Raw genomic sequence first — 22,651 nt, 5'->3', positions numbered from 1 at the left:
CCTGCCTGCCGAAACAGAAGGCGGGGCCAGCTTCTCCGTCTACTCTTCTTCCGCCTGTTGGCGCTGCCAAAGCTGGGCATAGCGCCCACCTTGGACGAGCAGCACCTCATGGCTGCCCTGTTCGATGATCTCGCCCTTCTCCAACACGACGATGCGGTCGGCCTCGGCGATGGTCGAAAGGCGGTGGGCGATGGTCAGCACCGTGCGTCCTTGGCCCGCGCGGCGCAGCGCATCTTGGATCTCATGCTCCGTCTCGCTGTCGAGCGCGCTTGTGGCCTCATCCAACAGCAGGATCGGCGGGTCTTTCAGCAGGGTTCGCGCGATGCCGACGCGCTGTTTCTCGCCGCCTGAAAGCTTCAGCCCCCGCTCGCCGACCATGGTCTCATAGCCCTGCGGCAGCGCCATGATGAAATCATGGATCTGTGCGGCGCGCGCGGCGTCCTCGACCTCCTCCTGCGTGGCACCATCGCGTCCATAGGCAATGTTGTAGCCGATGGTGTCGTTAAACAGCACCGTATCCTGCGGCACGACGCCAATCGCCATATGCAGCGAATGCTGCGTCACATCGCGCACGTCCTGCCCGTCGATCTTCAGCGCCCCGCCCGCGACATCGTAGAAGCGGAACAACAGCCGCCCGATGGTGGATTTCCCCGAGCCGGTCGAGCCGACGATCGCCACCGTCTCTCCCGGACGCGCTTCAAGCGAGATGCCTTTGAGGATTTCGCGGTCGGTGTCATAGGCGAAACGCACGTTCTCAAGCGTCACATGGCCGCCGGTGACCTTGAGGTCCGGCGCGTTTGGCTTGTCGTCAATCTCAGCCGGTTGTTCGAGCAGGCCGAACATCTGCCCCATGTCCACCAGCGCCTGACGAATCTCACGGTACACGGTGCCAAGGAAGTTCAGCGGCACGGTCAGCTGGATCATGTAGGAGTTCACCATCACGAAGTCGCCGACGCTAAGCTCGCCGCTTTGCACGCCCATCGCCGCCATGACCATGACCCCTACGAGCCCTGCGGTGATGATCAGAGCTTGGCCAAAGTTCAGGAAGGCCAGCGAATAGTTCGTCTTGATCGCCGCGTTCTCATAATCGGCCATCGCGGCGTCATAGCGCGCGGCCTCACGCCCCTCTGCGCCGAAGTATTTCACCGTTTCATAGTTCAGCAGGCTGTCGATCGCCTTTTGGTTGGCGTCGGTGTCGCTGTCGTTCATCTGCCGCCGCAGGCGCACGCGCCATTCAGTGACGGCGAAGGTGAACCAGACGTAGACCGCGATGGTCACGGTCACGACCGCCAGATACCAAATATCGAAAAGCACGGCGAGGATCACACCGACGAGGATCAGCTCAAGGATCAGCGGCCCGATGGAGAACAGCAAGAAGCGCAGCAGGAAATCGACGCCTTTGACACCGCGCTCAATGATCCGGCTCAAGCCCCCGGTCTTGCGGGTGATGTGATAGCGCATCGAGAGTTTGTGGATGTGCTGGAAGGTCTCAAGCGCCAGCATCCGTAGGGCGCGCTGCCCGACGCGAGCAAACACCGCATCGCGGACCTGTTGAAAGCCCACCCCCATCAGTCGCGCCATGCCGTAAGCCACGGTCAGACCAATCGCGCCGAGCGCCAGCATCGGCGTCCCCTCGCCCGCCAGCGCATCCACCGCGTCGCGGTAGAAGAACGGCGTGGCGACGATGATCAGCTTCGACACCAGCAGCGCCAGCATGGCCAGAACCACCCGGCGTTTCACCCATGGCATATCCTTGGGCCAGAGGTAGGGCGCCACCTTGCGCAGCACCAGAAAACCCGACTGCCGCTCGGCGGCGTCGATCATTTCGGCCTCTGTGGGGATGCGTTCGGGCTTGGGGGTCTTGCGGTCGCGCCGCCGCGCGGCGGCAGATTGGTCTGTATCGGCTGGCATGGGAATTCCTGAAGTGATTACAGGCTACATAGGCCCCATGGCCTTGGGTTGCCAGTACCGGGCGGCGCACAGCCGCTCTGCGCGCTGCGAATGCCGCCCCGGTTTTGGCCGCTCAGATCACTCCGATGCCGGGTCTTCGGGCAAGTCGAAAACCTGTCCGGGATAGATCAGATCGGGGTCGCGGATATTGGCGCTATTGGCCTCGAAAACCTTCACATAGAGCAGAGGATCGCCATAGCGCGCACGCGAGATCGCCCAGAGCGTATCGCCCTTTTGCACCGTCACCGCGCTGAGCGGGCCGGTCAGCCCTTCGGTGGCGGCGGCCAGCACCTCGGGGGATTCGCGCTTGAAGGGGGTCTCTACCCGGCTCGTCACATCGCCGCCGCGGGAAAGCTCATCCACGCGCAGGGTATAGACGCCCTCATCGACATTGGGCAGATCGCCCCGCCAGCGGCCCTCTTGATCGACCGGCAAGCTGATCACGGCGTTGTTGTTCAGATAGACGCGCACTTCGCGGGTGTCCGGCTGGGCACGGCCCGCCAGTTGCACATCGCCCTGATCGGAGTAGCCGATGGTGTCGAGCGCCACATTGGTCATCACCTGCGGCGGCGCGGTGTCGAGCCGTTCGACCCCTTCGGCGGTGGATTTCAACACCGGAGCGGGCGCGGGCGGCTTCGCCGGTGCGGCGGTGGTGTCGGGTTCTTCCGCTGGGGCGGAGGTTGTGGTCTCGGATGGCGATGGGCTGCGGTCGGAGAGGTTCGGGGCCTCGGGCACGGCTGCGGGCGGTGTTTGCGCGAGGGTGGCGTCTCTCTCAGTAGTTCCCGTCTCCGCCAGTGGTGTGGCTTGAGATGGCGCCTCACCGTCAGCGTTTGGCGCGGCGTTGACGCTCTCGTCGGTGCCGGTTTCCGCCAACGGCGTCGCTTGAGAAGGCGTGGCGCCAGTGTCAGCCCCCTGATCGGCGGCTCCGTCTTGCTCCGACGGCGCGGCGTTCACGTCTTCAGCTGTACCCGTTTCCGCCATTGGTGTGGTTTGGGCCGGAGCGGTGCTGGAATCTTCGCCCTGCTCGGCGGCATCGTCTTGCTCCACCGTCGCGGCACTCACGGCTTCGGCGCTGCCTGTTCCGGCCATCGGCGTGGCTTGGGACGGCGCGGTGTTGCTATCCGCGCCCTGCTCGGCAGCACCGTCTTCATCCAACGCCGCCGCGCTCTCCTCCTCCGCGGTGCCTTTTCCCGCCATCGGCATCGCTTGAGAGGGTTGCTCCGATGTTCTGCTCTCCACGTTAGCGGTCCCGGTATCGGAAAGTGGGGTGGCCTGAGCGGGGGCGGAGGCAACCTCTTCTTCGGCGATAGCCGGGTCTTGCTCTGTCGATGCGATGTCGTCGGCCGTATCAGCCTCGTCTGAAGCCGACTGCCCTCGGTCCGCCTCGACGTCTTGCACGTCCGCATTGTCGGTCGCAGCGCGCTCCGCCTCGGCTGTGGCCGTTCCGGCCAGCGGGGTCGCCTGCTCCGGCTGCGCAGCGGCTGGGTTTTGACCCGTAGCTGAAGCGCTTTCCTCATCAGCGTCGTTTGTAGTTGCCGGAGTCGGCTCTTCCACCGTGGTCTCTGAGATTTCAGGCTCCGCCGTATCAACCGGCTGTGTGGTCCCCTCCTCAACCGACGCAATCGGACTTTCCTCCGGCGCGATATTGGCCTCCGCCAACTGCACTGGCACTGCGCGAGGGGTGAGAATAATCTCCTCTTCCGAAGCAAGCTCCGCCGCGCCGTCCTGGCCCAAAAGCGTCAGCACATGGCCCTTGCCATCGGGCGGGATCATGGCAAGGGTCGCGAATTTCCCGGCCCCATCGGCGGTGGCGCGGGCCACCTCTTCGCCATCCTTCAACACGGCCACGGTGCTGCCCGGCGCCGCGCGGCCCGCGATCACCGTCATGCCGTCGCTTTCGCGGCGCACTTCGTCAAAGGCCGGGGCCTGCGGCGCCGCCTCAGGCTCCGTCGCCGCCTCGCCCTCGGGGCCGACCGAGACACCTTTCACAGCATCTGGCACCAGCGTGGCATTCTCAGGGGTGGCATCGCGTTCGGGGAGCACGGCCACCGTCTCAGAGGCTGCCTCCTCCGGCGCGCCGCGCTTGCTGCCGATCCAAGCGCCAAGCGCCAGCACCGCCGCCGCAAAGGCGCCCGCCGCCATCGCCCCCATGCCGCCAAACCGGCCAAATCCCTTGAACATTCTCTACTTCCCCTGTGGTTGAGCCTTTTTAGCAAGCAGGCTAACAGGGGTCAAAAGCGCAGACGATCCGCGCCGAATTTTCCTAATCAACAGGACGCTTTACCATGCAACATTCTGTCTGTGTCTATTGCGGCTCCCGCCCCGGCGACGACGAAGCCTTCACCCAAGACGCCGAAACATTGGGCCGCGGTCTGGCCGACGCGGGACTGCGGCTGGTCTATGGCGCGGGCGATGTCGGCCTGATGGGCAGCGTCGCGCGTGCGGCCCAAGCCGCAGGCGGCGATACCTTCGGCGTGATCCCCGCGCATCTCGTGGCATGGGAAGTCGGCAAGACCGACCTCACCCGCTACATCGTGACCGAGACGATGCACGAGCGCAAAAAAGTGATGTTCATGAACAGCGACGCCGTGGCGGTTTTGCCGGGTGGCGCGGGGTCACTAGATGAGCTTTTCGAAGTGCTGACGTGGCGCCAGTTGGGCCTGCATGAAAAGCCGATTTTTCTTGTGAACACAAATGCCTACTGGGATCCCTTCATGTCGCTGATGAACCATGTCGTGACCAAAGGTTTCGCCGATGCGACGCTGCTGGATTACGTCACCGTAGTGCCCGATGCCGATGCCGCTCTCAGCGCTCTGCGCCGCGCTTTGTCCTGACGGAAGGTGCTGACGGAATAGACCGCCAGCGCGCACCAGATCAGCACAAAGGCCTGCACATGCCAGCCTGTGAAGGGTTCGCGAAACAGGACCACGGCGCAGAAAAACTGTAAGGTCGGGTTGATGTAGCTTAGCAATCCGGCCGTCGCCATCGACAGCCGCCGCGCCGCATAGCTGAACAGGATCAGCGGCGTTGCGGTGATCGGCCCGGCGAGTATCAGCAGCGCCGTATCGCGGAAGGAGGCCCCGAAGGCCCCCGCCCCATTGTCACCCGTTTGCCACAGCACGAGCACCGCGAGGGGGGACAACAGCAGCACCTCAGCGGTGACAGAGACGACCGGCCCCACCGCCAACCGCTTTTTCGCCAGCCCATAAAGCCCAAAAGACGCCGCCAGCGCCATAGCGAGCCAAGGCGCGGTGCCCAAGCCATAGGTGAGCAGCGAGACCGCGACTGTCACCAACCCGACCGCGAAAAGCTGTACGGGGCTCAGTCGCTCGGCAAAGACAAGACGGCCCAGCAGGACGGAGACCAGCGGGAAAATATAATAGCCCAAGGCCGCCTCCGTCGCCTGCCCGCTCTGGACCGCCCAGATGAAAAGATACCAGTTCGTCGCGATCACCAGTGCCGCGAAAGCAAGCAGACTGAAAGCCCGCGGCCCGGCCATCGCGTCAAGGATCGCGCGCAGCCGCCGCTGCACCGCCAGCACGATGACGAAGAACACCAGCGACCAGAGGGTGCGATGGGCCAGCACCTCCGCTGCGGGCACATGCGACAGCAATTTGTAGAAGATAGACGAGAGCCCCCAGATACAGCAGGCCGCGATCATGGCGGCGAAACCCTTGGTGGTGTCGGTCATGGGAAATCCTTGGCGCGGTAGACTGCTTCCTTGTGAAGGCAATCATTTCCCGCGCCAAGGGAAAAGTCAGGCTTAGGCCAATTCCCCGGCCACGATCTTTTCGATCTCGTCGATGGGGTGGTTGGTCAGGGTCTTGGGGATTTCCCCCACCACCTTGCTCTGCACCTCTTTGTGGAGGTCATCGCGCAGGTCGCCCAGCACTGCCGGAGGGGCCACCAAGACGATCCGATCAAAGCGGCCTTTGTGCGCTAGTTTGTAAAGGATGTCCGACAAGTCTTTGGCAAAGCGCTCTTTTTCCAGCTCATGCCAATCCGTGTCGTCAAAGGCAGAGCGGTGCCCGCTTGGACCATCGCTCATCCGACCGGGGCGGTTGGCGGCTTGCTCCCGCGCCGGTGGGTTCTCCTGCTCTTCCTTGCGCACGACCTGAAGATAGGGGTCTTCGCCGTCCGTGTGGTTTTGCAGGAAAAGGGCCTTTTCGCCATCCGCGATCAGCACCCATGTGTCTTGGCTGAGTTTGGTCATGAAGGCTCTCCATGGTTGCGTTTGTCTTCGCCAGTGACGCGGGTCACGCCGTCTTCGCCCTTATCGGCGCGGCGCATGGCGTCTTGGGTGCCAACGTCCTTTTGCAGATCACCCCCGGCGCGGCCACCTTGGTCTGGCGTCTCGGTATCAGAGAGGAATTTTTCCGTCTCCTTGCTACCGTCGTTGGATCGCTTCCGCTCGGCCATGTTGTCCTCCTTTTTTGACGTGAAGTCTCAGGAGAAAAACATCCGCGAAGGGTCTTGGGTTCCAACGAAAAACCCCGCAGCAGGCTGCGGGGTTTCTGTCTTGTTCCGGCTGGCCGTAAGGCCGTGCCGTCATATCACATACGCGGCGCGACGTTGTCCCAGCTCACCCAGCCTGCGGCGTAGTCGTGGGCGTCGGTGACTGGGAGAGCGCCACACGCATCAGGCGCGAGCGGCTCTCGCACGCGCCGCCGCTAGATCACAGGCGCGACGCGACGTTGTCCCAGTTTACAAGGTTGTCGAGGAAGTTCGACAGGTAGTCGGGGCGCGCGTTGCGGAAGTCGATGTAGTAGGAATGCTCCCACACGTCACAGCCGAGCAGCGCAGTCTGGTCAAAGCAGAGCGGGTTCACGCCGTTCTCGGTCTTGGTGACCTTGAGGCTGCCGTCTTTGTCCTTCACCAGCCATGCCCAGCCGGAGCCGAACTGGCCTGCGCCCGCGGCCTTGAACTCGTCCTTGAACTTGTCGACGGAGCCAAAGCTCTCGGTGATCGCCTTTTCCAGCTCACCGGGCATTTTGTTGTCTTCGGGGCTCATCATTTCCCAGAACTGGTTGTGGTTCCACAGCTGAGAGATGTTGTTGAAGATGCCGGACTGGGCCACGGCGTTCGGGTTGTAGGTGCCCTTGATGATCTCTTCGAGGGTCTTGCCCTCCCACTCGGTGCCCTCAATCGCCTTGTTGCCGTTCGTGACATAGGCGTTGTGGTGCTTGTCGTGGTGGTATTCCAGCGTTTCCTTGGACATGCCCTTGGATGCAAGCGCGTCGTGGGCATAGGGGAGATCGGGAAGTTCAAAAGCCATTTCTGGGCCTCCTCGTTTGGAAATTTCGCTGTGGCCACTTGATGGAGATCAAGCAGCAACGTCAAGGTCAACGTCTGCAAATCACATCCGTTCCGAGAGAAATAGTCAGTTTTTCTCCCGACTTACGCCATTTGGAAGTGACCGACCGCGCTGCCGGGCTGGGCTGCCACGCAAAGCTGGTCGAACATATACTGCGCCACCGAGCGAAAGCAGATCACCTCAAAGGCGCCATCGTCGCGCAGCCAAAAGGCGGCGGGCACCTGCCCCATCCGGGTGCGGCGGAACATGCCGGGGGTGAATTGATCTGGGGCGAGGTCGACGGGGGCGAGCTTGGCCAGCACCTCTCGCGCATGGGGGCCTTCGACACGAAACGCCGCCCGTGCGCCAGAGACATCCATGGCAGTGGTATGGGTATCCTCGAAGGCCGCATGCAGCCGCGCCAGCACCTCGGGCGCCTGCGCGTGGGGGCAAAAGAGCAGCAATTCATCGGGCGACATCCAAGCCACCCCGGCATCCCCGGCGAAGCGGCATTGCCCCCGCTCGGGGCGCTCCACCCCGGTGAGCTTCTTGGTCACCTTGCGCAGATAGGGCGCATCAAGATCGCCGCGGATCGTAATCATGCCCATGGGTGCCACTTCGGAAATCACAGCGATACCAGCGTTATAGCGGGCGTTCTTCAATGCGCTTACGGGCTCAGACATTCTGTTTCTCCCCCTTGGGATCATAAAACACCGGATCGACGATCCGCGCCTCATAGGTCTTGCCATCGGTGCCGGGGAAGGTCAGCACCTCGCCCATCCGGTCCGGTCCATGCAGCACCAGCCCCATGGCGATGCCCCGGTCCAGCGTTGGGGAGTGATAGGAGGAGGTCACCCGCCCCTGCATCACCTTCTGGCCGTTCTCATTCTCACCTTCGCCAAGCGCATAGGCCCCATCCGGCAGGGTGCTGCCATCCGTGGTCTCAAGCCCCACGAGTTTCCACCGGGTCGGATCTTGCATATGGCTACGCTGTTGCGCGCGTTTGCCAAGGTAGTCGTCCTTCTTTTTCGAGATCGCCCAGTTCAGGCCAAGGTCTTGAGGGATCACCGTGCCGTCGGTCTCATCCCCGATCATGATGAAGCCCTTTTCAGCACGCAGGATGTGCAGACATTCCGTGCCATAGGGCATCACACCCAGATCATGCCCGGCGATCAGCAGCGCGTCCCAAAAGGCCTGCCCCTGCCCGGCCTCGACCGCGATCTCATAGCTCAACTCGCCCGAGAAAGAGATGCGGAAGACGCGGACCTTGAAGCCGCCAAGCTCACCTTCGGTCCATTCCATGAAGCCAAGCGCCTCGCGGCTGAGGTCCATGCCGCCGAGCTTTTCCAGACATTTGCGCGCATTGGGGCCGACCACGGCCACCTGCGCGTAATGTTCGGTGGCGTTGACCACATGCACTTTCCAGTCCCACCACTCGGTCTGGAGCCATTCCTCCATATGGGCGTGGATGCTGTCGGCCCCGCCGGTGGTCGTGTGGCAGAGGAAGGTCTGCTCATCCAGCCGCGCCACGACGCCATCGTCGATGAGGAAACCATTCTCGTTGCACATCAGCCCATAGCGGCATTTGCCGGGTTTCAGCGTCGACATCATATTGGTGTACATCATGTCGAGAAACCGCGCCGCATCCGGGCCACGGACGATCAGCTTGCCAAGAGTCGAGGCATCCAGCAGGCCGAGGTTCTGGCGCGTGTTCGTCACTTCACGCATCACCGCGTCATGGGTGCTTTCACCGTCTTGCGCATAGGCATAGGGCCGCCGCCACTGGCCGACCGGCTCCCAGACCGCGCCATTGGCCGCGTGCCAGTCATGCAGCGGGGTGCGGCGGATCGGCTGGAAGGTATCGCCCCGCGCCGCCCCCGCAATCGCGCCCAGCGAAATCGGGTGGTAAGGCGGGCGGAAGGTGGTGGTGCCGACGCTGGGGATCTCTGCATCCAGCGCCCCGGCGAGCGTGGCCAGCCCGTTGATATTGCTAAGCTTCCCCTGATCCGTCGCCATGCCGAGCGTGGTATAGCGTTTGGCATGTTCGACCGAGACGAAGCCCTCTTGCGCCGCCAGCCGCACGTCCGAGACCTTCACGTCGTTCTGATAGTCCAGAAAGGTCTTTTCGCGCAGTTTGACGCTGGCGCCCTGCGGCATTTGCCAGACCGGCATCATCGGCGCTTCCTCGCGCCGCGCCGCCGTGGGTGCCGCCAGATCGCGCGGCAGTTTGAAGCCGAGCGACGTTGCCACCCCATCGGCAGCAGCATGGGCGTCATGCAGCACGTCGTCGAGGGCAAAGACCCCTGCCGCTGCCCCGGCGGGCGTGACGAAACCGTGCCCGTCCGCGCCGGTGGGCGGGTGGTCCTGATCTGGGCGGAAACAGGCTTTCGCCTCGTCCCACGTCAGCTTGCCACCGCAATGGGACCACAGGTGCACCACCGGCGACCAACCGCCCGACATGGCCACCGCATCGCAGGCGATCTCTTCCAACACGGCACCTTCGCCCGCCTGCGAACAGACGGCCACACCGGTCACCCGCTTGCCCCCCTGAACCGAGGATACCGCATGGCCCATGACCACCCGAATGCCAAGCGCGCGGGCCTGGGCGACCAATTCGCTGTCCTGCGGCAAGACGCGGGCATCCAGCACGGCGGGCACATCAAGCCCCGCCTGTTTCAGCGCAATCGCCGTGAGATAGGCATTGTCGTTGTTCGTCACCACCACGGTGCGATCACCCGGTGACACCCCGTAATTCGCCACATAGTCGCGCATGGCCGAGGCCAGCATCACGCCCGGCACGTCATTGTGCGCAAAGCTCAGCGGCCGTTCGATCGCGCCCGTGGCGGTGATCACATGGGCCGCCCGCACGCGCCAAAGCCGATGACGTGGGCCTGCGCTCTCGGGGGCATGATCCCGCAGCCGTTCATAGCCCAGCACATAGCCGTGATCGTAAACCCCTGCCCCCATGGTCCGGCCGCGCAGGTCCACATTCTCCATGCCGCGCAAACGGTCGAGCGTTTGCGCGATCCAGTCCTCCACCGGCGCATCGTCGACCGTGCCGCCGTCAACCGGCGCTCGCCCACCCCAATGGGCCGACTGCTCCATCACGATGACACGCGCACCGCTCACCCCCGCGGCCAAGGCGGCCTGAAGCCCCGCGACCCCGCCGCCGATGACCAGCACATCGCAGAAGGCGTGGAAGTGTTCATAGGTGTCGGCATCTGCCGCCTTGGGCGCTTTGCCCAGACCGGCGGAATGGCGGATGATCGGCTCATAAAGATGCTTCCACAGCGGACGCGGATGCATGAACATCTTGTAGTAGAAGCCCGCGGGCAGAAAACGGCTGAGGTGTTTGTTGATCGCGCCCACGTCGAACTCAAGGCTCGGCCAGTGGTTCTGGCTTTCCGCGGCCAACCCCTCGTAAAGCTCGGTCGTGGTGACGCGGGCATTGGGCTCGAAATGCCCCTCTTGGCCAAGACCGACCAGACCGTTGGGTTCTTCGGGGCCGGAGGTCACGATGCCGCGCGGGCGGTGGTATTTGAACGAACGCCCGACCAGCACCTGATCGTTGGCCAACAGCGCCGAGGCCAGCGTGTCCCCCTCATAGCCGCGCATCTGCTTGCCGTTGAAGGTAAAGCTCAGCGGTTTGCTTTTGTTCAGCAGGCGGCCGCCTGTGGCCAGTCTTGTGCTCATCGTGGAAAACCTTGGGGGCTGAGGATGGGGTGAATGCCGGGGCGAAAAACGAGGTCGGGGGTTAGCTGGCGCGCTGCCACTGCCAATCGGGATGGCGTTTGCGGATCGCCTTGAGGATGTGATCCGGCGGGGCAAGGGTCTGCGCGGGATAGCTGCCAAAGACTTCGAGCGTGGCGGTATCGCGGGCCATGTGGAACCACTTGCCGCAGCCATAGACATGCCGCCAACGCTCAAGATGCACGCCCTTGGGGTTCTCACGCATGAAGAGGTAGCGCTCGAAATCCTCTTCGGAGCCGCCGGGGCCGATACGTTTCAAATGCGCCTCCCCGCCGCCGTGAAACTCCGTCTCTTCGGCGGTGACATGGCAGCAAGGACAGGTGAGGATCAGCATGGGCAGGCTCCTGCGCGGGTAGAGAACGGCAAAACGCCGCCCCAGCGCGACTGCGCGGAGCGGCGTGAATCGTGAAAGGGCGACGCTGCGCGCGTGGCCGAGGGGGTTTTACTCGGTCGGGGTTGCTGCCTCATCGACGGCATCCGCCGTGCCTTCGGCCGCGCCCTCAATGGTCTCGCCAGTGCTTTCGGCTGCACCTTCGATATTAACGTTGACGTCATTCGCGCCATCAAGGTCACCGCCCGCGAAGAGGAAATAGGCCAGCAAAGCCACCACGACGACGACCGCGCCCACGATGAAGGCAAGGCCGCTGTTGCCGCCACGATCCGTCGTGGTTGTGGTTGTGGTGGTGTTGGTATGATCGACGTGATCCGTGCGGTTGTGATCCGGGGTTGCCATTGTTCAGCTCCGTTATATTCAATGTCTGAACGGGTAACCCCGGGCCGGGCACTGGCGTTCCCCCCCGTGCTGAGCAGCGGCGAATTGTGGCCGATCCACATCATCAATGCGCCACCCCGGCGGCCACGGATTCATCGATAAAGCGCCCTTCGGCGAAACGCTCAAGCCCGAAGGCGTCGGTCAGGGGCGAATGCCCCTTGGCCATCAACTCCGCAAAGCCCCAGCCCGAGCCGGGGATCGCTTTGAAGCCGCCCGTGCCCCAGCCGCCATTGATAAACACCCCCTCCACCGGGGTCTTGCTGAGGATGGGAGAGCGGTCGCCGGTGACATCCACGATGCCGCCCCATTGCCGCAGCATCTTGAGCCGCGAGATCATCGGGAAGGTCTCGACCAGCGCGCGCACCGTCTCTTCGATATGGTGAAAGCTGCCGCGTTGGGTGTAGTTGTTATGCCCGTCCGTGCCGCCGCCGATGACCATCTCGCCCTTGTCGGACTGGCTCATATAGCCGTGCACCGTATTGGCCATGACGACGACATCCATACAGGGTTTGACCGGTTCTGAGACCAGCGCCTGCAAGGCCACGCTTTCGATCGGCAGACGAAAGCCTGCCATATTCGCCAGCTGCCCCGAATGCCCCGCCACGACGATCCCCAGCTTGTCGCAGTCGATATCGCCGCGTGTGGTGCTGACGCCGGTCACCTTGCCGCCCGTCTGGCGCACGCCGGTGACCTCGCATTTCTGGATAATGTCCATGCCCATATCCGAGCAGGCCCGCGCATAGCCCCAAGCCACCGCATCATGCCGCGCGGTGCCGCCGCGGGCCTGCCAAAGCCCGCCCAGCACCGGGTAGCGCGGCCCGTCGATGTTGATGATCGGCACCAGTTGTTTGACCCGGTCCGGCCCGATGAACTCGGTCTGTACGCCTTGCAGGGCATTGGCATGGGCCGTGCGTTTGTAGCCGCGCACCTCATGTTCGGTCTGCGCCAGCATGATGACACCACGGGGGCTGAACATGACGTTGTAGTTCAGATCTTGGCTCATCGTCTCGTAAAGGCTGCGCGCCTTTTCGTAGATCGCAGCCGAAGGGTCTTGCAGGTAGTTCGAGCGGATGATCGTCGTGTTGCGCCCGGTGTTGCCGCCGCCAAGCCAGCCCTTTTCCAGCACCGCGACATTGGTGATGCCGAAGTTCTTGCCCAGAAAATACGCCGTCGCCAGCCCATGCCCGCCCGCGCCCACGATGATCACGTCATAGCGCTTTTTCGGCTGCGCATCCCGCCATGCGCGGGTCCAGCCCGTATGATGGCGCATCGCCTCTCGGGCCACTGCGAAAACGGAGTATTTCTTCATCACGTCACTTCCCGGCAAGGATTCGGGCCGCGCGGGCGGCTGTGCTCAGTTCTGAGCCTAGGAGCAGATATGCGAAATGACCACCACGGCATTTGGACGCGGTTTTGCGACATGCGGCGCGATTGGTGAAAAATGCCGCAGGGCAGGCGGCATTTGCGGGCTTTTGTCGGGGCCGGTCAAAGGTTAGGTAGAGGCCATGATATTCTGGTTTCTCTCTGGCGCGATGGCGCTTGTCGTGGGCGGTTTTCTGGCGCGGGCCGCATGGCGCGGTGCGGATACGCCCCTGCCCGCTCAGGCGGACTATGACCTCCAGGTTTACCGCGACCAGTTGGATGAGGTTGAGCGCGACGTGGCGCGCGGGATTGTGCCCGAAGCCGATGCCGCGCGGATCCGGACCGAGATTTCGCGCCGCATCCTCGCGGCCGATGCCGCCCGCGACGGAGGCCCGCACACCGCCGCGCGCCCCGCGCCCTTCGTGCTGATCGCCGGGGTCGTGGCCTTAGGAGCCGGGTCTTTGGCGCTTTATTGGCATCTGGGGCAGCCCGGCTATGGCGATCTGGCCCTCGCTGACCGCATCGCCTTTGCCGAGGATATGCGCCGCAACCGTCCCAGCCAGCAAAGCGCGGTGGAAAGCCTGCCCCCCAGCCCCGCCACCGAAGGGCTGAGCGCCGATTACCTCGCCCTGATGCAACAGCTGCGCGCCACGGTCAAAGACCGGCCCGAAGACCTGCAAGGGCAAACCCTTCTGGCCCAGAACGAAGCCCGGATCGGCAATTTCCCCGCCGCCGCCGAGGCGCAGGCCAATGTGCTGCGTCTCAAAGGCGCCGACCGCACCGCCAAGGATATCGCGGATTATGCCGAACTCTTGGTGCTGGCAGCGGGCGGCTATGTCTCGCCCGAGGCGGAAACCGCCCTGCGCGAGGTGTTGAACCGCGATGAGCAAGATGGCCGGGCGCGCTATTACCTCGGCCTGATGATGGTACAGACCGGGCGGCCCGACGTGGGCTTTCGCATCTGGGACGCGCTGTTGCGGCGTGGGCCTGCCGATGCCCCCTGGATCGAGCCGATCCGTGCGCAGATCGCTCAGGTCGCCGCCCTTGCTGGGGTGAATTACGAAATGCCGCAGATTGGCACTGGCGCCCCCGCGCGCGGCCCTTCTGCCGAAGACATCGAAGCCGCCTCGGAGATGAGCGCGGATGACCGGATGGAGATGATCGGCGGCATGGTCGCAGGGCTGTCGGACCGTCTGGCCAGCGAAGGCGGCCCGCCGCAGGACTGGGCGCGGCTGATCACATCGCTGGGGGTCTTGGGCGATACCGATCAGGCCCGGGCGGTCTATGATAACGCGCTTGAGGTCTTCTCGGGCGACAATGCGGCGCTGGACATGATCCGCAGCGCCGGGGAACGCGCAGGGGTAGCAGGATGATTTACAACGAAACCGCAGATTTCATCGCCGCCCTGCCCCCGATGCAGGCGCTGATCGGGCTGGACTTGGGTGAGAAAACCATCGGCGTGGCCGTGAGCGATAGTTTCCAATCCGTCGCCACCCCGCTGGAAACCGTGCGACGCAAAAAGTTCGGCGTCGATGCCGCCCGGCTGACCGAGATCATCGCCGAACGCCGCATCGGCGGGCTTGTTCTGGGGCTGCCGCGCAATATGGATGGCACCGAGGGGCCGCGTTGCCAGTCGACCCGCGCCTTTGCGCGCAACTTCGACCGGCTCAGCCCGCTGCCGATCACCTATTGGGACGAGCGCCTGTCGACCGTGGCCGCCGAACGCGCGCTTCTTGAGGCCGACACCACCCGCAAGCGCCGCGCCGAGGTGATCGACCATGTGGCGGCGGGCTATATCCTTCAGGGGCTTCTGGATCGTTTACAGGTGATACGCCGTGACTAAAAAGGTCTGGCAACGTGATGAGGTCGAAAGCCCCTGCATCAACATCTGCGTGGTGCATCCCGAAAGCCGTCTTTGCACCGGCTGTCTGCGTTCGATCGACGAGATTGGCCGCTGGTCCGCGATGAGCGCCGAGGAACGCCGCGCCATCATGGCGGAACTGCCCTCACGCGAAAGCGCCCATGCGAAACGGCGCGGGGGCCGCGCGGCGCGGCTGGCCCGGCGGCGCGACTAAGGCGGGCTCAGGCGCCGCGGCGCTGGACGATCTGGTCCAGGAAAATAAGAGCCGCTTCGCCATTGGTCGCGTCCTGATGCCCCATCGGGGCCGCGTTGTAGTTGGCGGCAGGCGCAGAGGCACGGGCGAAGGTCAGGCAGGTCTCACGGGTGAACATCCCATCGAAACGAAACGCCCGACGACCCCGGCGCGCAGGTCTCCAATAGGCGAGGTCGCTGCCCTGCCCTTTGAGGATGATCGCTTTGGTCCCGCTTCGGCGCATCTCGTCACGTCCCTTGGTTCGGATGATTCTGCGTTTGTTATGCCATTTAGCCCGCAGTTTGTGTCGAGATTGCGGCAATTCAGTGAACATTGTCCGAAATTGGGCAGAAAGAGCCGCATTCCGGCAGGAGTAAGGTCAAAACCGGGTCGCCTCAGCCCCAAAGCGCCTTTCTGAGCATGTTCAGCGCCACCAGCACAAGGAAGACGGCAAAGACCCGCCGCAGCGGCTTGGGGTCCATCGCATGGGCCAGCTGCACGCCCCAGGGCGCGGTAGTCAGCGTCATCGCCACGACGATCCCAAAGGCTGCGAGGTTGACCGCGCCGAGGGTCAGCGGCGGGCGGTTCTGGCCGATATCGACAAACAGAAAGGCAATCACCGAAGGCACAGCGATCAAAAGTCCAAAGCCCGCCGCCGTGGCCACGGCCTTGTGAATGGGCCGCCCGTGCAATGTCATCAGCGGCACGCCAAAGCTGCCGCCGCCAATCCCCATGAGCACCGACAGAAAGCCCACCATCGGCGACAGGAGCGCACGTTTGAGGCCGCAGGGCATGGTCTCCCCCAAGCGCCACTCGCTGCGCCCAAAGCCGAGGTACAGGCCCACGCAAAGCGCCAGCCCGCCGAAGATCACCTGTAGCGTCTGGGTCCGCAATTGCGACACCAGCAGCACGCCCAGAATGGCCCCCAGCATAATCCCCGGTGCCCAAGTGCGCAAAATCTCCCAATCCACCGCGCCCTTTTTGTTGTGCGCATGAACCGAACGCGCCGAGGTTGCGATGATCGTCGCCAGAGAGGTCGCAAGGCAAATCTGCATCAACTGCGGCCCGCCGTAGCCCAGCGATTGCAGCACATAAAAGAACGCCGGGACCAAGACGATGCCCCCGCCGACGCCCAAAAGCCCTGCCAAAATCCCGGCAAAACCGCCGATCAGGGCGAGCAGCACCAGCATCGGCAATAGATCGTTCAATTCTGGCATGAGCCCCTCCCCGGCTGTCTTTGGCTCTATCAAGCCGTTTCGCGCGAAGGGTTCAAGGCCATAACGCCGGGGTTGCACTTTGCCCAAGGCCGGTTAGGTTGCCCGCGACTGTGGGCCCCAAGCGCACCGACCGTTTGCCGCCTGCCCCATATGGCCCCGGCCATGCCATCCGAAAGGACATCTCGTGCTACGTTCAGCGCTCATTCTCGGGTTGCTGGGGCTGGTCGGCCCCTTCGCCATTGATATGTATCTGCCCGCCATGCCTGCCATCGCCGCCAGCTATGGCGCCTCTGAGACGGCGGTTCAGGCGACGATCACCGCCTATTTCATCGCCTTCGGACTGGGGCAGCTTTTCTACGGCCCTTGGGCCGATCAGGCGGGGCGCAAGCTGCCGATCATGGTCGGGCTCGCGCTGTTTCTGGTGGCCTCTTTCGGGGCGGCCTTCGCCCCGTCGATGGCGGCGCTGACCGGCTGGCGCGCGCTGCAAGGTCTGGGCGGCGCGGTGCTGATGGTGGTGCCCCGCGCGATCATCCGCGACCAATATACCGGGACACAGGCGACGCGCTTGATGGCGATGTTGATGCTGGTGATCTCGATCTCGCCCATGCTGGCCCCGCTGGCGGGCAGCGCGGTTCTGGCCTTGGCCGATTGGCGCGCAATATTCATCGCCCTTGGCGTTCTGGCGGTTGCCGCGCTGGCCCTCACCGCCACCGCCCAGCCCGAGACCTTGCCCGCAGAGCGCCGCGTTCGGATCAACCCGCGCAGCCTTTGGCGCGGGGCGAAAGTGCTGCTGAGCGACCCGATCTTCATGGGGCTGACCTTTATCGGCGGCTTCGCCATGGGGTCTTTCTTTGTCTTCATTGCCTTCGCGCCCTTCGTTTATACCGGGCAATACGGGCTGGGGCCGACGGGCTTCTCGCTGGCCTTCGCGGTCAATGCGGTTGGCTTCTTCTCGGCCTCGCAATTGGCCGGATGGCTGGGCGAATGCTGGGGCATGCGCAGCCTCGTCCGGCGCGGGGTCGCGGGCTTCGTGCTCTTTTCCGCCGCGATCTTTGTCACCGCGTTGGTTACCGAGCCGGGCCTCTATCTGGTGATGGCGGGTCTGTTTTGCGCCAATGCCTGCCTTGGCGTGGTGGTGCCGACGGTGATGGTCGTGGCGCTGGATGACCACGGCGATATCGCAGGGCTGGCCTCGTCCTTGGGCGGCACCTTGCAGATGGTGGCCGGGGGCCTCTCCATCGCGCTGGCCGGGCCGTTTTTCGACGGCAGCGTCACGCCCATGCTGGGGGCCATCGCGGCCTGCGGTCTGGTGGCGGCCCTGCTCACGCTGGCGCTGCTGCGGCCCCGCCCTGTGGCTGAACCCAGCGTCTGACCCTACCCCGCCGCGGCCATGTCCTGCGCCGCGGCGACTTCTGCCAAAGCAGCCTCGACCAGCTCCGGACCCGCGCCGGGCTTATGCGCCCCTTCGGAGAGGATACGCCGCCACTGCCGCGCACCGGGCCGCCCGGCGAAAAGCCCCAGCATATGACGGGTGATCTGCCCCAGCCTCCCGCCGTCTGCCAAATGGGCCTCGATATAGGGCAACATCCCCTGCACCGCCGCCTCAGCACTGCTGTCGCTGCCCTGGCCGTAGATGCGCCGGTCTGCCGTGGCGAGGATATCCGCAGGCGCGTGATAGGCGCTGCGCCCCACCATGACGCCATCGAGCCCCGCATCGAGAAAGGCTTCGGCCTGATCGAGCGAGGTGATCCCGCCATTGACCGAGATATGCAGGTTCGGGAACAGCCCCTTCATTCGATGGACGAGGTCATAATCCAGTGGCGGAATATCGCGGTTTTCTTTGGGGCTTAGCCCCTGCAACCACGCCTTGCGCGCATGGATCGTCACACGGGTGCATCCCGCCGCCACGATCCGCGACAGGAACTCGGGCAGGATCTCTTCAGGGTTCTGATCGTCAACCCCGATGCGGCATTTCACCGTGACCTCGACATCGCAGGCCGCGCGCATCGCGTCGACGCAATCGGCCACCAGCCCCGGCTGCTGCATTAAAACGGCCCCGAATGCACCCGATTGCACCCGGTCAGAGGGGCAGCCGCAATTAAGGTTGATCTCATCATAGCCCGCCGCGGCCCCCAACCGCGCCGCCTGCGCCAGCTCCTGCGGGTCCGACCCGCCCAGTTGCAATGCAACCGGATGTTCCGCAGGGTCGTGATCCAGCAGATGCAACGCGCCACCGCGCACCAAGGCGGGGGCGGTCACCATCTCGGTGTAAAGCAAGGTCTTGCGGCTGAGCAGACGGTGGAGGTAACGGCAGTGGCGGTCGGTCCAATCCATCATGGGTGCCACGCTTAGGCGCGCTGCTCTTTCAACATTACTTTTCAATAGCTTAACCTCATCTCCGAATGAGCTTGATGTAGCACGCTTCGCGTGGATTTCCGGGGGTTTCCCCCGGTTTTCCGGGGTTTTCGATTCAGGATTGCTACCGTGTAGCACATCTGAACTGCCAGAACACCGCCACTTACTCCGCCCGTGTTCACCCCGCGCGCCGCCTCCCTTGCTTCTCTGTCTGAACCAGGGAAGTCGGGAAGCAAACCAAGGAGATTTTTTTCGCGGACGCGCCGACTTGCATTGTAGCGTTGTTGCAATTATCAATTTCGCTCAAAGCGAAAACAGATTTTTAATTACTACTTTCAGACCATTAGGCTCCGCCTATGTGTGGATCGCGCCTTGCCGCGGCAGCGTTTCAAAACGTATAATTCGGAGCGTATTCTCCATGAGCAAGCTTACTCAAACCACCCATGTCGAGCTTGGGTCGCGCGTAAAAAAAGCCCTCAAGGATGTCGGGCTCGGGGTGGCATTTATCGGCTTCGCGCTCATGGGGCTTTTCAGGTCCGCCGCAAGGTTCAAAAGACACATTCCCAATTACTCTAACTTCTTAAAAGGATATTCCCATGAAACGGGCACTTCTGACAACTTTGGCCATGATGACCTCCTCTGCCGCATTGGCCGGCTCTTACTGCGAACTGGACGGGTCAGAGATGTTCAGCTGCACCTTTAACGGTGGCGCAAAGGCCGTTGAGGTTTGCGATGCCTTCTGGATGGACGGCGATATGGCCTCCTATGGCTTTTTCCAAACCAGCGGTGAACTCGAGAAGGAAATCATCGTCGACAAAGCCTCCCTGCTTTACAACGAGGGCACGGGCATGGGCACAATGATGAGCGAGTCGGTCACCTTCCAAACCGAAGACGGCTATGGCTACGAGGTATACTGGTGGGCCGAACGGGGCGACGCCGAGGTCGGCGGTGGCCTCACCGTTTATCAGGACGGCAGCGAGATTGCCGATCTGTCCTGCGATGCGGGGTCTGTTCAGCAAAGCCTTGGTGAGTTCATCATGATGATCGACAATGCGCAGGTCTCCCCATGAGACCTTGGGCTGCGGCCGTGATCGCGGCGAGCCTCGGCTCTGCCGCACAGGCGCAGGGGGTGTGTTCGGGCGAGGTGGTGTTTCAATGCGCCACCAACGCGCCCGAGGCGGAGCGGGAGCAGATTACTGTTTGTCAGTCTGATGCGCGGTTTGAAATGGTGCGGCACCACTTGGCCTCCGGTGAGCTGCGCTATGACGTTCCTCTGACCGCCGATGGGACGCTGACTCACTACACTTTTGGCTGGCTCGACGAGGAAACGATCAAGGTCCAACTGGGATTTTGGGATGAACCCTACGCTATGGCGCGCATTCTTCACATGGCTCTGCCGTGGAACGAAGAGGAGGACGAACAGCGGCTGGACTTGCCCTCCGAAGCCTGGTTGCAAACCGCTGATTGGCAGATGCCGATTGAACAGGAACTGTGCCTGCCGCAAACCGTCTACGCCGACCTCGCCACGATGGAGCTCGGGTTTGTGGATCGCGGGCCTGTGGGCTTGTTTTTCTCGGGTGATGAAATCGTGCCGACCCCAGAGACAGTCGGTCGCGCACGCGTGCAGACCGATACAACGGTACCTGTCTACCAGTGGAGCAGCCCCAATGCCGCAACGCCCATGTGGTGGCAGCTATATAACGGTGACGAAGTTGAGGTGCTGGCCGTGCAAGGCGCTTTTCGCGCCGTGGCGATCCAGATCGGCGTTAGCGAATGCGTAATCCGTCCTGAAGACATGGGGCATCCCTACAACGGCCCCTGTGCCACGGGCTGGGTGGATCAGCAGTATCTACTAATGATCCAGTAACGGATCGCCGAAGCTTAGATCTACGACACAGACAAAACACATGACACCTTCAATTTTGAGCGCAGTGGGGGGAAGATGCGGAGAACTATGACAATTGCAGCTGTGCTGGCTGCGAGCCAAGCCGCTGCGTTTTGCGACGAAGGCATTCTGGAAACCGATGTGCTTTGTGTGACCGAAGAGGCAGAAGAAATCAAACTCTGCCGCACGGTCCACCCGATGACCGAGATGGAGATTTTGACTCTTAACGTCGATCCGGCGATCTCTAAGGGACCACACAGCGAGGTGGCACGGGATATTCCCTTTGCGATGACACTCGGGACAGGTGGCTACCCTTGGGACAGTTATGGCCTGACTTTCTTGGACGAAGGCGGACACGCCGTGCTCAACCTGCGCCGTGCCATTGATGCCGTGGATAACAGTCACGTTGAAATCTCGCTCGACCTATTCGGACGGGGGGCCGAACCGCAGCGCACTTTAACCTGTATGGTGCCCGCCCTGCGCGCGGAAATTGACGCTCTGCTAACGACACGCGGCATTGCGCCAAATGGCGCGCGCACGGGCCCTTCCGCAGACAGCCGCCCCTTCTACATCCCGCGCCAACGACTGCCTGGAGATACGCCTTATGGCGGCTATGCTTGCCGCGAAGTCGGTCTGGTCGAGAGTAAGGAAGGCTCTGACGCGGGTCAAATCGCGCTTTACACCGCCGCCTTTGAGGGCGCCGCGATCATGGGGTATCTCAGCCCCTACGACGCCACGGGAGCCTTCGAATGCTGGAATGAAAACGGTTTCAGCGGCATCGTCTGGCCGGATAGGGACAAGCGCGGCGATGACCTTCCGTGGTCCATGCTCGATTTCGACGCACGTCTTGTCGCCTGCGGCCTGAACGAGGCTAACTGGCCACCGAATGTTGCCTATGACGGCAAGTGCTCTAGCGCATGGGTGACGTCCGGTTCGGTTGCTGGTTTTGGCGGCTGACACAGCTTCAACTCTATGGTTCCACCTGCCGATCATGCACTTTGACACCGCATTGCGCACCTGCAGCGAATGTCGGCAAACCGCCCTTCCTACATGAGGGAGCGCCGACGCGAACGGCCCTAAAGCGACCTCCCAAAATAGCCCGGATGCCGCATCGTAGTACCTGCAAGCGGACATTGATCCGTGCCAATACTCTTCCAGAGGATGTGACGGGCTGACGTGCAGGTTAGCCAGCGAACGAGGGTGTCAAACTTGCACAATCTGACATCCATGTCGCGAACAGCTATCAATTACCGATGCTGAAAAACGTGCCCCTGTCACGATCACGTCAAAGTCCCAAGCGTGACCCATCTGGAAAGGCAGGTCCAATCCGTTCTTCGTGCTGTCCACCACCAGAATGCTCTTCTTCCCACAGCCGGCAATGGCCTTGCGGGCGGACATTTCGTCGGCGTTGTAATCCAGTACCTCGCCCTCTTCGGAAAGACCGCCGCAGCTGAACACCGCGTAATCAACCCGATACCGTGAAAAGAAATTGAGCGCTGACGTGCCGATCATATCCAAATCGCGCATTCTTACGGTTCCGCCTGCCAGTTCAACAGCAACGCCAGGGGCTTGTTGCAGGGCGCAGACAGCGTGAATGCTGTTGGACGCGACGAAAAGGTCTTTATGCGAAGCCAAGAACCGCGCGCAGGCTTCTACCGTTGTGCCGGTGCCCAAGGCCACCCGTGCGCCATCGGGAATGAGACCCTTTACTGCTAATGCGATGCGCTGCTTTTCCTGTCGCGCGATGCCTTCGCGGGGCAGATAGCCGATGTTCTCACTCTGCTGGCGCAGCCGGGCATAGCCGTTGCGGCGCTGGACGAGTCCCGCTTCGTCAAGATCGCGCAGGTCGGCTCGTATGGTTTGTACCGAAACCGAAAGCTCGGACGAAAGCTCGGATGCCGACAGCGTTTCGCGCTTGGAGAGTAGGGCAATAATCTCGTCTCTTCTCTGGGTAATATCCCGTCGCACGGTCAT

At 62.9% G+C, this 22,651-nt stretch carries 23 protein-coding genes; 8 read left to right on the top strand and 15 right to left on the bottom strand.

Going from position 1 to position 22,651, the window contains the following annotated elements:
• Positions 1 to 39: 39 nt before the first annotated feature.
• Positions 40 to 1,911 carry an ABCB family ABC transporter ATP-binding protein/permease gene (locus ACGYLI_RS11695; protein ID WP_394419297.1) on the bottom strand — a complete coding sequence of 624 codons (1,872 nt, stop codon included), beginning with the start codon at positions 1,909 to 1,911 and terminating at the stop codon, positions 40 to 42.
• Between the two features lie 117 nt (positions 1,912 to 2,028).
• Positions 2,029 to 4,131, bottom strand: coding sequence for a LysM peptidoglycan-binding domain-containing protein (locus ACGYLI_RS11690; RefSeq protein WP_394419296.1), 2,103 nt, complete (start codon positions 4,129 to 4,131; stop codon positions 2,029 to 2,031).
• A 104-nt stretch (positions 4,132 to 4,235) separates the two neighbouring features.
• On the opposite strand from ACGYLI_RS11690, the gene ACGYLI_RS11685 reads away from it, so the two are divergent.
• On the top strand, positions 4,236 to 4,784 hold the full coding sequence (locus ACGYLI_RS11685; protein ID WP_394419295.1) for a TIGR00730 family Rossman fold protein: 549 nt from the start codon (positions 4,236 to 4,238) through the stop codon (positions 4,782 to 4,784).
• On the opposite strand, the gene rarD is transcribed toward ACGYLI_RS11685, so the two are convergent.
• The 9 genes from rarD to ACGYLI_RS11640 all read right to left on the bottom strand — a co-directional run bounded on the left by rarD (position 4,721) and on the right by ACGYLI_RS11640 (position 13,074).
• On the bottom strand, positions 4,721 to 5,641 hold the full coding sequence (rarD, locus tag ACGYLI_RS11680; RefSeq protein ID WP_394419294.1) for an EamA family transporter RarD: 921 nt from the start codon (positions 5,639 to 5,641) through the stop codon (positions 4,721 to 4,723). The genes ACGYLI_RS11685 and rarD overlap by 64 nt on opposite strands.
• A 72-nt stretch (positions 5,642 to 5,713) precedes the next feature.
• On the bottom strand, positions 5,714 to 6,163 hold the full coding sequence (locus ACGYLI_RS11675) for a host attachment family protein (protein WP_394419293.1): 450 nt from the start codon (positions 6,161 to 6,163) through the stop codon (positions 5,714 to 5,716).
• The gene (locus tag ACGYLI_RS11670; RefSeq protein WP_209218647.1) at positions 6,160 to 6,369 is read right to left on the bottom strand and encodes a hypothetical protein; all 210 of its coding nucleotides are present in this window, start codon (positions 6,367 to 6,369) and stop codon (positions 6,160 to 6,162) included. Before ACGYLI_RS11670 ends, ACGYLI_RS11675 begins: the two co-directional genes overlap by 4 nt.
• A 256-nt stretch (positions 6,370 to 6,625) precedes the next feature.
• The gene (locus tag ACGYLI_RS11665) at positions 6,626 to 7,225 is read right to left on the bottom strand and encodes a superoxide dismutase (protein ID WP_322329471.1); all 600 of its coding nucleotides are present in this window, start codon (positions 7,223 to 7,225) and stop codon (positions 6,626 to 6,628) included.
• Between the two features lie 122 nt (positions 7,226 to 7,347).
• The gene (locus ACGYLI_RS11660; RefSeq protein ID WP_394419292.1) at positions 7,348 to 7,926 is read right to left on the bottom strand and encodes a sarcosine oxidase subunit gamma; all 579 of its coding nucleotides are present in this window, start codon (positions 7,924 to 7,926) and stop codon (positions 7,348 to 7,350) included.
• Positions 7,919 to 10,936, bottom strand: a complete 3,018-nt coding sequence (locus ACGYLI_RS11655; RefSeq protein ID WP_394419291.1) for a sarcosine oxidase subunit alpha family protein — start codon at positions 10,934 to 10,936, stop codon at positions 7,919 to 7,921. The genes ACGYLI_RS11660 and ACGYLI_RS11655 overlap by 8 nt, the downstream gene beginning before the upstream one ends.
• A gap of 61 nt (positions 10,937 to 10,997) precedes the next feature.
• On the bottom strand, positions 10,998 to 11,327 hold the full coding sequence (locus ACGYLI_RS11650; RefSeq protein WP_394419290.1) for a sarcosine oxidase subunit delta: 330 nt from the start codon (positions 11,325 to 11,327) through the stop codon (positions 10,998 to 11,000).
• Positions 11,328 to 11,435: 108 nt separating this feature from the next.
• Complete coding sequence (locus tag ACGYLI_RS11645; protein WP_209218643.1) at positions 11,436 to 11,726, bottom strand: hypothetical protein; 291 nt, start codon at positions 11,724 to 11,726, stop codon at positions 11,436 to 11,438.
• 103 nt (positions 11,727 to 11,829) lie between these two features.
• Entirely contained in the window at positions 11,830 to 13,074 is a 1,245-nt protein-coding gene (locus ACGYLI_RS11640; RefSeq protein WP_394419289.1) for a sarcosine oxidase subunit beta family protein, read from the bottom strand.
• 196 nt (positions 13,075 to 13,270) lie between these two features.
• Here ACGYLI_RS11640 and ccmI point away from each other — a divergent pair, with 196 nt between their 5' ends.
• The 3 genes from ccmI to ACGYLI_RS11625 are packed head-to-tail and all read left to right on the top strand — an operon-like array spanning position 13,271 to position 15,202.
• A complete protein-coding gene (ccmI, locus tag ACGYLI_RS11635) occupies positions 13,271 to 14,500 on the top strand; it encodes a c-type cytochrome biogenesis protein CcmI (protein WP_394419288.1) in 1,230 nt (409 codons plus the stop codon).
• A complete protein-coding gene (ruvX, locus tag ACGYLI_RS11630) occupies positions 14,497 to 14,970 on the top strand; it encodes a Holliday junction resolvase RuvX (RefSeq protein ID WP_394419287.1) in 474 nt (157 codons plus the stop codon). Before ccmI ends, ruvX begins: the two co-directional genes overlap by 4 nt.
• Positions 14,963 to 15,202, top strand: coding sequence for a DUF1289 domain-containing protein (locus ACGYLI_RS11625; protein ID WP_067264719.1), 240 nt, complete (start codon positions 14,963 to 14,965; stop codon positions 15,200 to 15,202). Before ruvX ends, ACGYLI_RS11625 begins: the two co-directional genes overlap by 8 nt.
• 7 nt (positions 15,203 to 15,209) lie before the next feature.
• Here ACGYLI_RS11625 and ACGYLI_RS11620 read toward each other — a convergent pair whose 3' ends face one another.
• Together ACGYLI_RS11620 and ACGYLI_RS11615 are read right to left on the bottom strand one after the other, a co-directional pair.
• Complete coding sequence (locus ACGYLI_RS11620) at positions 15,210 to 15,464, bottom strand: hypothetical protein (protein ID WP_394419286.1); 255 nt, start codon at positions 15,462 to 15,464, stop codon at positions 15,210 to 15,212.
• Positions 15,465 to 15,615: 151 nt separating this feature from the next.
• Entirely contained in the window at positions 15,616 to 16,437 is an 822-nt protein-coding gene (locus ACGYLI_RS11615; RefSeq protein ID WP_394419285.1) for a sulfite exporter TauE/SafE family protein, read from the bottom strand.
• A 184-nt stretch (positions 16,438 to 16,621) separates the two neighbouring features.
• Here ACGYLI_RS11615 and ACGYLI_RS11610 point away from each other — a divergent pair, with 184 nt between their 5' ends.
• Entirely contained in the window at positions 16,622 to 17,809 is a 1,188-nt protein-coding gene (locus tag ACGYLI_RS11610; protein WP_394419284.1) for a multidrug effflux MFS transporter, read from the top strand.
• Positions 17,810 to 17,811: 2 nt separating this feature from the next.
• On the opposite strand, the gene dusA is transcribed toward ACGYLI_RS11610, so the two are convergent.
• Positions 17,812 to 18,819: a tRNA dihydrouridine(20/20a) synthase DusA gene (gene dusA / locus ACGYLI_RS11605; RefSeq protein ID WP_394419283.1), complete on the bottom strand. Its 1,008-nt coding sequence runs from the start codon at positions 18,817 to 18,819 to the stop codon at positions 17,812 to 17,814.
• Between the two features lie 569 nt (positions 18,820 to 19,388).
• Here dusA and ACGYLI_RS11600 point away from each other — a divergent pair.
• From ACGYLI_RS11600 to ACGYLI_RS11590, 3 genes are all read left to right on the top strand, one after another.
• The gene (locus ACGYLI_RS11600; protein ID WP_394419282.1) at positions 19,389 to 19,862 is read left to right on the top strand and encodes a hypothetical protein; all 474 of its coding nucleotides are present in this window, start codon (positions 19,389 to 19,391) and stop codon (positions 19,860 to 19,862) included.
• On the top strand, positions 19,859 to 20,659 hold the full coding sequence (locus ACGYLI_RS11595; RefSeq protein ID WP_394419281.1) for a hypothetical protein: 801 nt from the start codon (positions 19,859 to 19,861) through the stop codon (positions 20,657 to 20,659). Before ACGYLI_RS11600 ends, ACGYLI_RS11595 begins: the two co-directional genes overlap by 4 nt.
• 87 nt (positions 20,660 to 20,746) lie before the next feature.
• Complete coding sequence (locus tag ACGYLI_RS11590) at positions 20,747 to 21,634, top strand: hypothetical protein (protein WP_394419280.1); 888 nt, start codon at positions 20,747 to 20,749, stop codon at positions 21,632 to 21,634.
• 246 nt (positions 21,635 to 21,880) lie between these two features.
• On the opposite strand, the gene ACGYLI_RS11585 is transcribed toward ACGYLI_RS11590, so the two are convergent.
• Positions 21,881 to 22,645: a DeoR/GlpR family DNA-binding transcription regulator gene (locus ACGYLI_RS11585; protein ID WP_394419279.1), complete on the bottom strand. Its 765-nt coding sequence runs from the start codon at positions 22,643 to 22,645 to the stop codon at positions 21,881 to 21,883.
• Between the last annotated feature and the right edge of the window lie 6 nt (positions 22,646 to 22,651).

This window comes from Sulfitobacter sp. 1A13421, assembly GCF_043557285.1.
GTDB classification, from domain to species: Bacteria; Pseudomonadota; Alphaproteobacteria; order Rhodobacterales; family Rhodobacteraceae; genus Sulfitobacter; species Sulfitobacter faviae.
This window is presented reverse-complemented; position numbering and strand designations above follow the sequence as displayed.